This window comes from Moorena sp. SIO3E8 (assembly GCF_010692445.1).
Taxonomy (GTDB): domain Bacteria; phylum Cyanobacteriota; class Cyanobacteriia; order Cyanobacteriales; family Coleofasciculaceae; genus Moorena; species Moorena bouillonii.
This window is the reverse complement of sequence record NZ_JAAHHM010000022.1, coordinates 50871-67671: the sequence shown is the minus strand read 5'-3', so window position 1 is coordinate 67671 and position 16801 is coordinate 50871. Positions and strand designations below refer to the sequence as shown.

Genomic DNA, 16801 nt, shown 5'->3' with positions numbered 1-16801 from the left:
ATAATTAAATGAGATTTCATTCTTCATTCTTCATTCTGTTCATTCTGTCAATGGTTAATTGAGTATGGTGAGGTTATGAACAGTAAACAAAAAGAAAAAAAAGTGCTTTTGATTAGCGGTGGTAGTCGTGGGCTTGGTCAAACAATTTGTGAACGAGCTCTGCAGGAAGGCTACTGCGTTGCTACTTTTAGCAGAACTGCTAGTGACTTCATCAAAAAACAGTTGGACAGTAACCCAGAAGATTTTTTCTGGACATCCGTGGATATTACTAATGCACAGAAAGTAAAATCATTTGCCATGCAAGCTTATAAAAGGTATGGACATATAGATGCTTTAGTAAATAATGCTGGTGTTGGCTTAGATGGTGTATTAGGGACAATGCCTTTTGATGATATTGCCAAATGTGTAAATCTTAATTTAACAGGGCCTCTATACTTAACCAAAGTGGTAACTAGCTTAATGCTAAAAAACGGGAATGGTAGTGTTGTATTTATTTCATCAGTAAATGCTATTCGAGGTCATTCTGGAGTCGCGGTTTATAGTGCTACAAAAGCAGCCGCTGATGGACTAACACGCGCTCTGGCTCGCGAATTAGGAGTCAAGAAAATAAGAGTTAACTCAGTTGCTCCCGGATATTTTGAGAGTGATATGGTTGGGGGATTAACAGAATCTGATAAAGCAAGAATAAAAAGAAGAACTCCTCTTGGGAGAATGGGCACAACAATTGATATAGCTGAAAGCGTATTGTTTTTGTGTTCGGAAAAAGCAAGTTTTGTTACTGGTCAAACCCTAGTTGTCGATGGAGGTATTACATGTTAGATGAAAAAGAAATTTGTTCGATCATCGAAGATCAAATCAAAGAAATTCTTCAGGATAAAGAATCAGAGATCAACGAAGTTAAACCAACTGACTCGTTGAATACGGATCTGGGATTAACATCACTGGAATTGGCTCAATTAGTTACAAGCTTAGAATTGGAATTAGATTGTGATCCCTTTGCTGAGTTTGTTTCTATCACCAGTGTCCGAACTGTCAATGATTTGATCAAAGCTTATATCGATTTTTTGCTTAGAGATAATCAAGGTGAAAGCGATGAACTTGATGCCGAACTTAGCAAGATCAGGGAACGTTTTCAAGTTTAATTTTTAATATTTATAAGTTTTTTTTATAGTTAATTATAAAAATAATATATGTATATTCCTCATAAGTATCAAGATATCGCTATTATTGGTATGGCATGTAGATTTCCTGGTGCCAACGACTTAAATAGTTATTGGACTAATCTATGCGAAGGGAAAGAAAGTATTACTTTTATGGAACTTCAACAAGTGCTAGATCATGAGGAAGAACCTAAGATTGCAAATCATCCTGATTACGTTCTTGCTGCACCGATAATTGATGCAATCGATCGATTTGATGCTGAATTTTTTCGTTATTCGTCGAGAGAAGCCTCCGCTATCGATCCTCAACAACGAGTTTTACTAGAAACCGCGTGGCATGCCTTTGAAAACGCAGGATATGGGGCTACTGACATTAAAGAACCCGTCGGCGTTTTTGCTGGAACCGGGGGATTAGTTACTAGTTATTTTGCTAATCGGATTGGTCGTACTGAACAGTTACCGAATACGACGGGCAGTATGGAACACATGGGCATGGATAAAGACTTTGTAAGTACCAGAGTTTCCTATAAACTGGACTTAACTGGTCCTAGTGTCAATATACAAACAGCCTGCTCAACATCTATGGTTGTATTGCACACAGCTTGCCGCAGTATCTTAAGTGGGGAAAGTGAGATGGCGTTGGCCGCAGCCTCCTGCATCCGTGTACCCCAGCATCGTGGTTACCTCTATAGTGAAGGCAATATTCTCTCTCAAGATGGCCATTGTAGACCTTTTGACCAGGAAGCTAAGGGAACAATATTCGGCAGCGGGGTAGGAGCTATTGTACTTAAGCCCTTGAATAAAGCAATCAGGGATAATGACAACATTTATGCAGTAATTAAGTCCACTGCGGTTAATAACGATGGTGCTAAAAAAGTTAGCTATACTGCATCAAGCGTCCCTGCTCAAGCAAAGGCTGTAGTAGAAGCCTTAACAGTTGCCAATATTGAACCAGAGCAATTGAAATATTTAGAATGCCATGCCACTGGGACTATTGTTGGCGACCCCTTAGAGATTCAGGCCATGACTAAAGCCTTTAAGTTCATTGGGATCAAACAAAGTCAAGTTACTATAGGAAGTGTCAAAGCCAACATTGGTCATTTAGAACAAGCTTCTGGTATGGCGGCCTTAATTAAAACTGCCCTCATTCTCAAACATGGAAAAATACCACCGCAAATTAATCTAAATCAGGTCAATGATAAACTGAATCTGGCCACTAGCCCTTTTAAAATTAATACAAAATTTGAAGAATTTTCTCCCATATCACTAGATAAAGAAACTGAGCAAAAACCTATTTGCGCTGTGGTTAATTCCCTCGGGCTTGGGGGGACAAATGGATGTGCTGTGCTGGCGCAACCGCCTTCTAAAGTCACAACTCAGAACGTTATTGATCGTCCATTTCATGTATTAACTATATCAGCGAAAACAGAAAAGGCTTTAGAAGATTTAGTCAGTAAGTATCAAAGTTATCTAGAAACTAATCCCGAATTAGCCCTAGCAGATGTATGTTATACAGCCTCTACAGGCAGAGTCCATTTTAATCATCGACTAGGGGCGATCGCATCTGACCCTACAGAATTAATGGAGAAACTGCTGGGATGGAAAACTCAGGCAGAATTAGTAGGAGTATTTTCAGGACAACCAAATAGTGAAAGTCCTAAAATAGCATTCCTATTTACAGGCCAAGGTTCCCAGTATGTGAATATGGGCCAACAACTGTATGAACAAGCACCAACTTTCCGTCAAGCTTTAGAACAATGTGACCAAATTCTCCAATCCTATTTGGAAACATCCATATTAGAAATCCTATATCCTCAAGAGGAACAAAAGTCAAGTATTTTAGACCAAACAGCTTACACCCAACCGGCCATATTTGCCCTGGAATACGCCCTTTTTAAATTATGGTCGACCTGGGGAATCAAACCCAATGTAGTCATGGGTCATAGTGTTGGAGAATATGTAGCAGCAACCGTTGCCGGAGTATTTAGCCTAGAAGATGGTCTCAAACTAATAGCTATGCGAGGAAAGTTGATGCAACAGTTACCCTCCGGTGGTGAGATGGTATCGGTAATGGCATCAGAATCTCAGGTAACAGAGGCCATAAAAGAATATACTTCCCAAGTAACAATCGCAGCAGTTAACGGACCAGAAAGTATAGTAATCTCAGGTGAGAGTGGAGCTATAGCAACTATTTGCACTAGCTTCCAGAAGATGGGAATTAAGACCAAACAGTTACAGGTGTCCCATGCTTTCCATTCCCCATTGATGGAACCAATGTTAACAGAATTTGAAGCCGTGGCTAAACAGGTTACCTATAATCAACCAAAAATACCACTAATATCAAATGTGACAGGTACTGAAGTAGGTGCAGAAATAACCACTGCTGAATATTGGGTGGGTCATGTGCGTCAACCAGTAAGATTTGCTCAGAGTATGAAAACTCTAGAAGAGCAAGGATATGAAACATTCCTGGAGATAGGCTCTAAACCGATATTGTTAGGAATGGGCAGACAATGTGTAACAGAAGATGTGGGAGAATGGTTGCCATCATTGCGTCCAGGAGTAGATGAATGGCAACAAATGCTCTACAGCTTAGGACAATTATATGTAAAAGGAGTAAAAATAGATTGGTCAGGGTTTGAATCTGATTATAATCGTCATAAAGTAGCATTGCCTACATATCCATTCCAACGGGCACGTTATTGGTTGGAAAATGCCAATTCTCAAACTATCTCTACAACTAAACTTCATCCTCTGATTAATCGCAAGTTTAAATCTCCTTTATCAAAAGAGATATTTTTTGAATCCGAGTTTAGCACCCATAACCTACCATTTTTAGCAGACCACCTTATATATGAAAAAGTTGTAGTGCCTGGTGCTAGTCACATTTCTCTACTGTTAGCAGGGGCCTCTTTAACATTTTCTGCAACCGGATGTCAACTGGAAGATATTCTGTTTCCCCAAGCCTTAGCAATTCCGGAACAAGGAGTGCGGAATGTTCAGATGGTTTTGACTCCAGAGGATAGTTCATACTCATTTCAAGTAATTAGTTTTGATAGCTCTTCTAGCTCTACCAATGGTAGTAGTTCTTGGGATCTGCATGCTACAGGCAAGATTTCTCCTATTACGGAGTCCTCCCAGCATTCTCTAGAAACCATCAAAGAAATTCAATCTCGTTGTAGTCAAAAAGTTGAAGGCGCAGAAATTTACCAGGTTCTATGGGATAGACAAATTCACTTAGGGGATAGTTTTAGATGGATAGACCAAGTCTGGTTAGGAGAGGGAGAAGTTCTTTGTCAAATGAAAGTACCTGAAACAGTGTTAGATGCACTTCAGTATCAAATACATCCAGCCTTAATTGATTCATGTTTTCAGTCGTCATTGGCTGTATTTTACTTCGGTCTTTCTGGTGATGAAAGTGAGACTTTTGTTCCCTTCAGTATAGAGAAGTTTACTTTTTATCAGCGTCCTGAAAATCGTAGGCTTTGGTGTTATGGCCGTCAAGTTAAAGATGGAACATCAGAAGAAAAACTGCTTAAAACAGAAATACAGTTATTTGACCAAACTGGACAATTAGTGGCTCAGGTTGATGGTTTCAAAGCTAGGAAAGCGAATCCCAAAGCCTTACTAATGACTCTGGATTCAGATTTAAATGATTGGTTTTATGAAATTAACTGGCAAGCTCAACCCTTAACAAAAACTGCAAAATCTGATGAAAATATCTCTGGTAAATGGTTAGTCTTTGCACTTAATGATGAATTGATGGAGTCTGTTGGGAAGAATTTACAACAGAAAGGGGAGGACTATATTTGGGTCTCCCCAGGTTCAGAGTATAGGCAATTAGATGCTCAACATTATCAAATTAATCCCACTATTGCTGAACAATTTCTTAAATTGCTGCAAGATAATTCTGAAATTAAGGGAATTTTGCATTTATGGGGTATAAATGAAGTTGAAGATTTACAAACAGTTCAACAACTAGGTTGTGCGACAGGGTTACATTTACTGCAAGCTTTAATTGAGGCTGGATTAACCGATGTCATACCGATGTGGTTAGTTACTCAAGGGACTCAGAGTGTATTAGATGAGGCAGAAGTAGTACAACCAAAACAAGGAAGTCTATGGGGACTGGGGCGTGTTATTAGTTCAGAACACCCAGAGTTAAGATGTGGTCGAATCGACTTAGACCCTACATCCCAGATTTCGGAAGTTATCCCTAGTTTGGTAGATGAGATGTTTTCTGATAGTAATGAAGACCAAATAGCAATTCGTCAGGGGGTCCGTTATGTAGCCAGATTAGTACGACAAAAAAAATTGCCCATCTTAGAAAGTCAACAGTCTATCAAAGCAGAAGCAAGTTATTTGATTACAGGAGGTTTAGGAGCTTTAGGCTTGGAAGTAGCACAATGGATGGTGAAAGAGGGAGCCAAGCATATAGTATTAACTGGCCGTCGGAGTCCAAATGAAACTGCAGGAAAAATTATAGGGGACTTAGAAGCAGCAGGAGCGACGGTGAGTGTTTTGTTAGGAGATATTTCTACTCAGGATTCTCTTACCAAAATCTTGGAGGAAATATCTGGGTCGTTACCTCCACTTAAAGGAGTGATTCATGCTGCTGGAGTGTTAGATGATGGGGTATTACAAAAGATGAGCTGGGAGCGATTTACAAAGGTTTTAGCTCCCAAGGTGTCAGGAACTTGGTATTTGCATCAACTAACTCGGGATTTACCCTTAGATTTCTTTGTTTGTTTCTCATCTATAGCTTCGATGTTGGGGAATTCTGGTCAGGGAAATTATGCTGCTGCCAATGCTTTTATGGATGCAATGGCCCACTATCGCCGTGGTTTGGGTTTACCAGGGTTGAGTATTAATTGGGGACCATGGGCGTCTGGGGGCATGGCTGCTCGTTTAGGGACTCAGCATCAAAATCGCTCAGACATTAGTGGAATGAGGACAATTCAGCCAGAGCAGGGGATGGTGGCATTGGAGAATTTGTTATCAGTGTCTCAAAGCCAAGTAGGAGTGTTTCCGGTGAATTGGTCACAATGGTTCCAGGTACAGACAGGAACAACAGTACCAATGCTAACGGATTTAATGCCTTATAAGCCCAAACAATCTCAGGAAGGATGGTTGATTGAGCAGTTAGAAGCCGTACCCCCCGAACAGCGTCGCCAGCTTCTGACGAATGAAGTTCGCCGACAAGTAGCTCAAGTAGTTGGGACCGCAGATCCAGAGCGAATAGACACTGAGGCTGGATTCTTTGATATAGGAATAGATTCACTGATATTAACAGAACTCAGGAATAGACTGCAATCTATTTTAGGGTGTCCCTTGTCAGCAACCGTCTTGTTCAATTATGCCAACATAGATGATTTAGTGAACTACCTAGCCCAGGATGTCTTGGAGACTATCAGTTTTGAGGAATTGAAAGATACTTCTTCTGAAGAACTCAATCTTACTGAAGATCTAAGCGAACTTTCTACAGATGAACTAGCGACATTACTAGCAAATGAAATATACAATTAGGACTTACGCAACGGGACTAACTGTAGTGGCAATATATTGAAAATTGACAAATTTATGTCCTAATATATAGCGGTGCTGCCTAAGTTATGATATAAAAATATATAAAGAGGTTTAAAGGAAAATGAATACAAAAGTAGATCAATCTAAATTACTCAGAGACGCTTTGCTTGAGTTGCGGGAGAAAAAAGCTAAACTCAATGCTTTGGAGCAAACTAAGGCAGAACCCATTGCCATTATTGGCTTAGGTTGTCGTTTCCCAAAATCATTGAATACTGAAGCCTTTTGGCATTTACTGGAACAGGGGATTGATGGGGTTACTGAAGTGCCGAAAGATCGTTGGGATATCGATCAATATTACGATCCAAATCCTGATGCCACGGGTAAGATGTATACCCGCTTTGCCAACTTCATCACTGACGTGGATAAGTTTGAACCTGAGTTTTTTAAGATTTCCCCTCGGGAAGCCAAACAAATTGATCCTCAACACCGATTACTTTTGGAGGTCTCTTGGGAGAGCCTCGAAGACGCTGGTTTGTCTCCCCTAGCTCTCAGAGGTACTCCAACGGGAGTATTCATAGGTATGATGACCCATGACTACACGCAGTTGGCAACAAATCCTGCAGATTCGCACACTGCCTCTGGTACTGGCTCTGCCCTAGCGGCTGGAAGGATTTCCTATACCCTGGGGCTGACTGGACCGACGTTGACAGTTGAAACAGCTTGCTCTTCTTCCCTCGTAGCCTGTCATATGGCTTGTCAGAGTCTCCACCAGCAAGAGTGCAATATAGCTTTAGTTGGTGGGGTAAATCTCATGATCACTCCGGATATGAGTGTGCTTGAATCTAGAGCCCATATGAATTCACCAGATGGTCGTTGTAAAACCTTTGACGATAGCGCAGATGGCTATGGACGAGGAGAGGGATGTGGAATGATTGTTCTCAAGCGATTGTCAGATGCGCAAGCCGACGGAGACAACATTCTAGCTCTGATCCGAGGCTCTGCGGTTAATCATGATGGTCCTAGTGGTGGGTTGACAGTGCCCAATGGGTTAGCTCAGGAGGCCTTGATACGACAAGCCTTGGTTAATAGCAAGGTTGAGGCTTCTCAGGTGGATTACGTAGAGTGTCATGGAACTGGAACCCCCCTTGGAGATCCGATTGAAGTCGAAGCTTTAGTTAACGTATATGGTAAGAATCGTCCTCAAGATACACCCATTATTATTAGTTCTGTCAAGACCAATATTGGTCATACAGAGGGAGCAGCAGGGATTGCTGGATTAATTAAAGTTATTTTGTCTTTGCAGAACGAGAAAATTCCTCCTCATCTTCATCTAAAACAACCAAATAGACGAATTGCCTGGGAGGACATACCTATAGTAGTGCCGAGAGAGACAAGACTTTGGTTACGGAGTGATAAGGCTAGACTAGCGGGAGTCAGCTCCTTTGGTCTCAGTGGAACTAATGCTCATGTGATTGTGGAAGAAGCGCCTCTAACAACAATAGTTCCCAATAAGATAGAGCGTCCCTCCCATCTCTTCACTCTTTCAGCCAAAACTGAACCTGCTTTGCGAGAGCTTGTAGGAAAGTATGAGAATTACCTCAATAATCATCTAGAGTGTGCAATAGGAGATATTTGCTACACAGCTAACACTGGACGTACCCACTTTAAGCATAGACTAGCATTTGTTGCTTTTAACCAACAAGAATTAGAAGAAAAACTCCGACAGTACCAAGCAGAAGAGGAAGTAGCTGGAATCTTTTCAGGAGAATTGACAAACAATACTACGGCGACCTCAATTGCCTTTCTCTTCACAGGTCAAGGTTCCCAGTATATAAATATGGGAAGACAACTGTATGAAAAAGCACCAACTTTCCGTCAAGCTTTAGAGCAATGTGACCAAATTTTACAACCTTATCTAGAAACATCTATATTAGAAATCATCTACCCCAAAGATGCACAAGACTCAAGTATATTAGACCAAACAGCTTACACCCAACCGGCCATATTTGCCCTAGAATACGCCCTCTTTAAATTATGGTCGAGCTGGGGAATCAAACCCAATGTAGTCATGGGTCACAGTGTAGGAGAATATGTAGCAGCTTGCATTGCCGGAGTATTTAGCCTAGAAGATGGTCTAAAGTTAATAGCCATGCGAGGAAAATTGATGCAGCAGTTACCCTCCGGTGGTGAGATGGTATCGGTAATGGCATCAGAATCTCAGGTAACAGAGGCTATAAAAGAATATACTTCCCAAGTAACAATAGCAGCAGTTAACGGACCAGAAAGTATCGTAATTTCAGGTGAGAGTGGAGCTATAGCAACTATTTGTGATCAATTAAAAAATCTGGGAATTAAGACCAAACAATTACAGGTATCCCATGCTTTCCATTCCCCATTGATGGAACCAATGTTAACAGAATTTGAAGCAGTGGCTAAACAGGTCACCTATAAGGAACCCAAAATACCACTAATATCAAATGTTACAGGTACTGAAGTAGGTGCAGAAATAACCACTGCTGACTATTGGGTGGGTCATGTACGTCAACCCGTAAAATTTGCTCAGAGTATGAAAACTCTAGAAGAGCAAGGATATGAAACATTCCTGGAGATAGGCTCTAAACCGATATTGTTAGGAATGGGCAGACAATGTGTAACAGAAGACGTAGGAGAATGGTTGCCATCGTTGCATCCGGGAGTGGATGAGTGGCAACAAATGCTCTCTAGCTTAGGAAAATTGTATGTAAAAGGAGCCAAAATAGATTGGTCAGGATTTGACTCCGACTATAGTCGTCAGAAAGTAGCATTGCCCACATATCCATTCCAACGAGAAAGTTATTGGGTAGAAACAACAAAAAACAAACAGAAAATACATCAAAACACAGACAATATTCATCAGACTCCCATTTTCCAACTACTAACCCAAGGAAACACAGAAACCCTCACCCAACAACTAGAAACAGCAGCCAAACTTTCACCAGAAAAACTGAAACTCTTACCAGAACTATTAGACCTATTAGCCCAACAACATCAAGAACAACTAACAGCCGCAACCATCAAAAAATGGTTCTACGAAATTCAGTGGCAACCCCTAACTCAAACCAACTCAAACACAAACATTCAACCAACTCATTGGTTAATCTTAGCCGATACCACAGGAGTAGCCGAAAAATTCGCCCAAAAATTACAACAACAAGGTCATGAATACAGCCTAGTTGCTCGAGGCCAGAACTATCAAAAACAAACAGCAAATACTTATCAACTAAACCCTCATACTCCCCAAGAATTTGAACAACTGTATCAAGAAATTCAACAAAGTAGTGAAACACCCATTACAAAATTAATTCATTTGTGGAGTTTAGACGCACCCCCATCAAAAGACTTAACTGTAGAAACCTTAGAATCAACTCAACTATGGGGATGTGGCAGCGTAGTAAAACTGTTACAGACTGTACTGAAAAACAACAGCACTCCCCAACTATGGCTAGTAACCCGTGGTTCCCAGTCAGTATTATCCAAAACAGAAAATCAAATAACAGGACTAGCAGGCTCACCCTTGTGGGGATTAGGTAGAGTAGTATCCCTAGAACATCCCCAATTATGGGGAGGATTAGTAGATCTAGATCCACAAGCTCCAGTAGCAGACGAGACAGAAAAGTTATGGGAATTATTAGCTAACCAACAATTTGAAGAAGATCATCTAGCCTTACGGGGAGAAAACACCTATGTAGCTCGTCTAGTTAACAAAGATACTCCAGAATTTTATCAACCCCTATCCTTATCATCAGATAGTAGTTACCTAATCACAGGAGGGTTAGGAGCGTTAGGATTACATACTGCCCAATGGTTGGTGGAAAAAGGAGGGAAAAATATTGTTTTAACTGGACGTCGCCCTCCAACAGAAAAAGTGACTGAGTCCATAAAAAAATTAGAAGAAACAGGATGCCAAGTGAGAGTGTTGTTAGGGGATGTTTCTGTTGAAGCAGACATAGCCAAAATTCTGGAACAAATTCAGACATCAATGCCAACACTCAAAGGCATAATTCATGCGGCGGGAGTGACAGGAGAAATTCAACTGCTTCAGGAATTAGAATTTTCTCAACTCGAAGCCGTACTGCGTCCCAAAGTAGTAGGAGGATGGTTGCTACATCAACTAACTCAGAAGCTAGAGCTAGACTTTTTTGTGAATTTCTCCTCCATTGCATCAGTATGGGGTTCAAAAGGTCAAGCTCACTATGCAGCAGCTAACCATTTTCTGGATGGATTAACTTATTATCGCCGCTCTCTGGGAGCACCAAGTTATAGCATAAATTGGGGGCCTTGGTCAGGAGGAGGTATGGCAATGGGAGAGGCCATGGATTGGTTAAATAAAACAGGGGTGAAACCACTGGAGTCAGAAAAAGCAATAGTTGCTTTGGAGAAGGTGTTAGTAAGCAATAGTCCTCAGACAATAGTAGCAGATATGAATTGGAGGTTATTTAAGGAGCTTTATGAACTGGGAGGTAAACGCTCATTACTGTCAGAAATTTCATTAGACTTAGAAGCAACAGACGGGGAAGGCGCTGAGGAACAAGAGAGACAGAAACAGAAAGTCAAAACTGAATTGTTAGCCAAATTAGAGGCAGCATCAAATCAGAAACGTCAAGAAATTTTAAGGGAACACATTCGGGAGCAAGTAGCTCAGGTACTAGGTTTCAGTTCATCTAAATTACCAGAAGTCAATGTAGGCTTTGTAGAAATGGGTATGGACTCTTTGATGGCAGTGGAACTTAGAAATCAACTGCAAAAAAGCTTGAATTGTTCTCTGCCAACAACCTTAGCTTTTGAATGTCCAAATATTATTAGTTTAACCGACTACATTTATTCAAAAGTACTTGGTTGGCAGTTAAAGGAAAAGGAAGCTAAAACTAGAATAGAAGCACCAGAGTATACCACAGCAGAACCAATAGCAGTTGTTGGTATGGCTTGTCGCTTTCCTGGAGGAGCCGATAGCCCCCAAAAATTATGGCAATTACTGTCTGATGGAGTGGATGCAATTACAGAAATTCCTTCCCAACGCTGGAATGTAGATAACTACTACGACCCCAACCCAGAAACTCCGGGAAAAATGTTTACCCGCTTGGGAGGATTTTTACAGGAAGATATAGCTCGATTTGACCCTCTGTTTTTTGGGATTTCAGAGCGAGAAGCTATCACTATTGACCCACAACATCGCCTACTCTTGGAAGTAAGTTGGGAAGCACTGGAAAATACTGGATATATTCCTCGGAGATTAGATAATAGTGTAACAGGAGTATTTGTAGGTATCACTAATTGCGAGTATCAAGTGATTACCGGACAAGCGACAGACACTAATGTCGCCCCCTATGCAGTCACTGGCTTACCATTGAATGCTGCAGCCGGTCGTTTATCCTACACCTTGGGACTGACTGGCCCATCTATGGCAATAGATACAGCTTGTTCTTCTTCTCTGGTTGCTATCCATCAAGCCTGTCAAAGCTTGCGATTACAAGAATGTCAAATGGCTTTAGCAGGAGGGGTTAATCTCTGGCTATTACCGGACCCATTGATTGCGACATCCCAGGCCCAAATGTCATCTCCTGATGGCCGGTGTAAAACTTTTGACGAGGAAGCTAATGGAACAGCCTGGGGAGAAGGATGTGGTATGTTGGTGTTGAAACGTTTGTCTGATGCACAAGCCTCAAAAGATCAAATTTTGGCAGTGATTTCAGGTTCAGCAGTGAATCAGGACGGACCAAGTAGTGGGTTTACAGTTCCAAATAGTTCATCCCAGCAACAGGTAATTCGTCAAGCTCTGAAAATGGCGAAAGTTAAACCATCCCAAGTAAGTTATGTAGAAGCTCACGGTACAGCAACTTCTCTGGGAGACCCAATTGAACTTAGGTCTTTGGCAGAAGTATTTGGGGAAGAACGTTCTGCCCAAGAGCCGTTGATGATTGGCTCTATTAAAACTAACATAGGTCACCTAGCATCTGCTGCTGGGATATCTGGGGTCATGAAAGTCATATTGCAAATACAGCATCGACAGATAGTACCTCATTTGCACCTGAAAAATCCTACCGGTAAGTTCGACTGGAAGAACTCCCCAATTGTGGTAGCAACTCAACCAACTACTTGGGATAGGAATGAACCTAGTGTAATTGCAGGAGTAAGTTCCTTTGGAGCTAGCGGTACTAATGCTCATGTAATTATAGAAGAGGCTCCCGCAGAATTTAGAATTCAGGATATTACTGAACGTCCAATTCATCTATTAACTCTGTCAGCCAAAACAGAAAAGGCTCTGGATGAGTTAGTCAGTAATTATCAAAGTTATCTAGAAACTAATCCCGAGTTAGCCCTAGCAGATGTATGCCATACAGCCTCCACAGGCAGATCCCATTTTAACCATCGACTAGGGGTGATGGCATCTGAGCCCACAGAATTAATAGATAAACTGCTGGGGTGGAAAACTCAGTCAGAATTAGTAGGAGTATTTTCAGGACAACCAAATAATGAAAGTCCCAAAATAGCATTCCTATTTACAGGTCAAGGTTCCCAGTATGTGAATATGGGAAGACAACTGTATGAACAAGCACCAACTTTCCGTCAAGCCCTAGAGCAATGTGACCAAATTCTCCAACCCTATCTAGAAACATCCATATTAGAAATCATTTACCCCAAAGATGCAAAAAACTCAAGTATTTTAGACCAAACAGCTTACACCCAACCGGCTATATTTGCCCTGGAATACGCCCTCTTTAAATTATGGGATTCATGGGGAATAAAACCTTCGGTAGTCATGGGTCACAGTGTAGGAGAATATGTAGCAGCTTGCATTTCCGGAGTATTTAGCCTAGAAGATGGCCTCAAACTAATAGCCATGCGAGGAAAGTTGATGCAAAAATTACCCTCTGGTGGTGAGATGGTATCGGTAATGGCATCAGAATCTCAGGTAACAGAGGCCATAAAAGAATATACTTCCCAAGTCACAATAGCAGCAGTTAACGGACCAGAAAGTATAGTCATATCAGGTGAGAGTGGAGCTATAGCAACTATTTGTGATAAATTCAAGAATATGGGAATTAAGACCAAACAATTACAGGTGTCTCATGGCTTCCACTCCCCATTGATGGAACCAATGTTAACAGAATTTGAAGCAGTGGCTAAACAGGTCACCTATAAGGAACCCAAAATACCACTAATATCAAATGTTACAGGTACTGAAGTAGGTGCAGAAATAACTACTGCTGACTATTGGGTACGTCATGTGCGTCAACCCGTAAAATTTGCCCAGAGTATGGAAACTTTGCACAAACAAGGTGCTGAAATCTTCCTAGAAATAGGACCAAAACCGGTACTGTTAGGTATGGGTCGTGAGTGTCTCATGGGAGAAAAAAAACTATGGTTGCCAAGTTTACGTTCGGGGAAACCAGACTGGTTACAAATGCTGCAAAGTTTGGGGGAATTGTATGTACGGGAAATAAAAATTGATTGGTTAGGATTTGATCAAGACTATTCTCGTAATAAGGTGGCATTACCAACATATCCTTGGCAACGAAAAAGGTATTGGATAACAGATCCTCGACCACGAAAAAGTCAAGACAAAAAGAGTATAATATCTGAAGAAAAAGTACAAATCGATCGAGTAAATATCCAGCTACAGGAAAGACAAATGAACAAAGACAAAATATTACAGCAACCAAAACTAATATTATCAGATCCAGAATCACTATCTTTATCGAATGCTGAATCAACTATAGAGGTTCCACCAAAAGCAGTTCAAATAAAACCTGCTGCTGATATTGAATCTGAAAATATAACTCAATTGAATAGCCTTGATAGAAATGTGACTCAAATCAGAGAAACCCTCAAAGAAAGTCTGGCAGATGCTCTGTATGCGGATATCAGTGAAATTAATGAAGAAAAAAAGTTTGTTGATTTAGGTTTAGATTCCATTGTTGGAGTAGAATGGATAACTAAAATAAATAAAACCTACAATTTAAAAATAAAAGCGACTAAACTATACGACCACCCTACCTTATCAGATTTAGCCAAATATATCGCTCAGACCCTATCAACTCAGGGTATAAATATTGATGGGTCGCGATCGCCATCTTCCCAAACTGGAACAACTATCAGCCAACAATCTCTACCATTAACTGACTTCCAGAAAAATGTCTTACAAGTCAAGGAAATTTTGAAACAACAATTAGCAGATGCTCTGTATGCGGATATCAGTGAAATTAATGAAGAAAAAAAGTTTGTTGATTTAGGTTTAGATTCCATTGTTGGAGTAGAATGGATAACTAAAATCAATAAAACCTACAATTTAAAAATAAAAGCGACTAAACTATACGACCACCCTACCTTATTAGATTTCGCAAAATATATTACTCAGAAAATTGATTCTACAGGAGGAAATACATTCCCAAAAGCTCAGAAAGAATCTACTCAAAAAGACTACTTATCTGGAAATTCACAAGAGGAAATGAAACAAAAATTACGCTCAATATTAAATAAAGTAGCCAATGGAGAATTAACAGTCCAAGAAGGAAATAAAATGATTCAAAAAATCAAAAAATGAGTTAAACTATAGTATAGGTTTTTAGGAGAATTTTATGAACAAAGAACAAATATTTAATATCATCAAAAAACATACTTGTGAAATAGCACCCGAATTAGAAAAAGTACCTATATCACCAACTGATAGTCTAAAAAATTTAGGCATTGATTCAGTAAATAGGGCAGAAATTATAATGATGGTAATGGAAGATTTATCCTTAAATATCCCACGCATTGAATTAGCTGGATCCCAAAATTTAGGAGAACTGGCTGATATATTTGCAAGTAAATTATCAGGAAGTAATTAACAAAACTAGAGGGCTTATAAATGAGCAGCATAGAGATAACAGGTATGGGCATTATTACTTCCATTGGTCAAGGAGTTGCTAATTTCAAAAAAGCTCTGTTATCAGGGGAAACTCAATTTGCTTATCTAAAACAGCCTGGACGTGAAAGCATCAAACCATTTATTGGTGCCGAACTTCCCGATATTGACGCCAGACCTCTATTTCCTGAGTACAGTGGACTGTTACGTACTGCTACTAAGAGTGCCCAAGTAGGAGTAGTCGCCGTTGCTGAAGCCTGGCAAGATGCTCAACTTAACTCTAGCCAAGTTAACCCAGAACGAGTAGGATTAGTTGTAGGTGGTTCAAATTTTCAACAACGTTATCAGCAGCAAACCTGGCAACGTTATAACTCACGTCAGGAGTTTATACGACCAACTTATGGTCTGACCTTTTGGGATACAGATATATTGGGTCTCATTTCCCAGTGTTTTCAGATACAAGGGGAAGGCTATAGCGTTGGTGGAGCTTCGGCCAGTGGAGCAGTTGCTATAATTCATGCTGCCCGTCAAATTTTAATGGGGAACAGTGATATTTGCATTGCCCTGGGAACTTTATCCGATTTATCAGGGTATGAATTCCAAGCACTAATGAATTTAGGCGCAATGGGGAGTGAACGTTTCGCCGATCGCCCAGACCTTGCTTGTAGACCATTTGACCAAGACCATGATGGTTTCATTTATGGAGAGGGTTGTGGAGCATTGATTTTAGAGAGAACTGACCACGCTCAACAACGAGACGCTCAATCCCATGGCCAACTTAAAGGTTGGGGATTTGCTTTAGATGGAAATCGTAGTCCCGAACCTTCTCAGAAAGGGGAAGAACGAGCTATAAATACTGCTTTAGCCATGGCAGACCTCCAGCCAGAGAGTATTGATTATGTGAATACCCACGGTACTGCTTCCCCCCTTGGTGATAAAACAGAAGTGGCAGCTTTAAAATCTGTGGGACTTCAGCGTGGCCTACTCAATTCAACAAAATCTTTAACTGGTCATTGTTTAACTGCTGCTGGTGTCTTGGAAGCGATCGCTACCATATTACAAATGAAGTTTGGTTTTTGTCATCCAACTAAAAATTTAGTTAATCCAATTGATACTACTCTAAATTGGGTGAAAGAAACTTCTGTTGAAGCTGAGATTAAATATGGTATCAGCAACAGTTTTGGTTTTGGGGGGATAAATACAGCTTTATTAATTGCACGGGAGTAAACTT

At 40.6% G+C, this 16801-nt stretch carries 6 protein-coding genes; all 6 read left to right on the top strand.

Going from position 1 to position 16801, the window contains the following annotated elements; genetic code table 11:
• Positions 1 to 75 precede the first annotated feature (75 nt).
• The 6 genes from F6K46_RS12240 to F6K46_RS12215 all read left to right on the top strand — a co-directional run bounded on the left by F6K46_RS12240 (position 76) and on the right by F6K46_RS12215 (position 16797).
• Positions 76 to 819 (top strand): SDR family oxidoreductase, encoded by a 744-nt coding sequence (locus F6K46_RS12240; protein WP_293058621.1) that lies wholly within the window; start codon positions 76 to 78, stop codon positions 817 to 819.
• The gene (locus F6K46_RS12235; protein WP_293058618.1) at positions 813 to 1142 is read left to right on the top strand and encodes an acyl carrier protein; all 330 of its coding nucleotides are present in this window, start codon (positions 813 to 815) and stop codon (positions 1140 to 1142) included. The genes F6K46_RS12240 and F6K46_RS12235 overlap by 7 nt, the downstream gene beginning before the upstream one ends.
• A gap of 48 nt (positions 1143 to 1190) precedes the next feature.
• A complete protein-coding gene (locus tag F6K46_RS12230) occupies positions 1191 to 6686 on the top strand; it encodes a type I polyketide synthase (protein WP_293058615.1) in 5496 nt (1831 codons plus the stop codon).
• Between the two features lie 121 nt (positions 6687 to 6807).
• Positions 6808 to 15267: a type I polyketide synthase gene (locus F6K46_RS12225; protein ID WP_293117060.1), complete on the top strand. Its 8460-nt coding sequence runs from the start codon at positions 6808 to 6810 to the stop codon at positions 15265 to 15267.
• A 34-nt stretch (positions 15268 to 15301) separates the two neighbouring features.
• Positions 15302 to 15553, top strand: a complete 252-nt coding sequence (locus F6K46_RS12220) for an acyl carrier protein (protein ID WP_293062785.1) — start codon at positions 15302 to 15304, stop codon at positions 15551 to 15553.
• A gap of 20 nt (positions 15554 to 15573) precedes the next feature.
• Complete coding sequence (locus F6K46_RS12215) at positions 15574 to 16797, top strand: beta-ketoacyl synthase N-terminal-like domain-containing protein (protein WP_293062779.1); 1224 nt, start codon at positions 15574 to 15576, stop codon at positions 16795 to 16797.
• Positions 16798 to 16801: the final 4 nt, after the last annotated feature.

Bases quoted from the DNA above. Each gene is read 5' to 3' on its own strand.
- F6K46_RS12240 (WP_293058621.1), top strand. From the start codon at position 76: ATGAACAGTAAACAAAAAGAAAAAAAAGTGCTTTTGATTAGCGGTGGT.
- F6K46_RS12215 (WP_293062779.1), top strand. From the start codon at position 15,574: ATGAGCAGCATAGAGATAACAGGTATGGGCATTATTACTTCCATTGGT.
- F6K46_RS12235 (WP_293058618.1), top strand. From the start codon at position 813: ATGTTAGATGAAAAAGAAATTTGTTCGATCATCGAAGATCAAATCAAA.
- F6K46_RS12230 (WP_293058615.1), top strand. From the start codon at position 1,191: ATGTATATTCCTCATAAGTATCAAGATATCGCTATTATTGGTATGGCA.
- F6K46_RS12225 (WP_293117060.1), top strand. From the start codon at position 6,808: ATGAATACAAAAGTAGATCAATCTAAATTACTCAGAGACGCTTTGCTT.
- F6K46_RS12220 (WP_293062785.1), top strand. From the start codon at position 15,302: ATGAACAAAGAACAAATATTTAATATCATCAAAAAACATACTTGTGAA.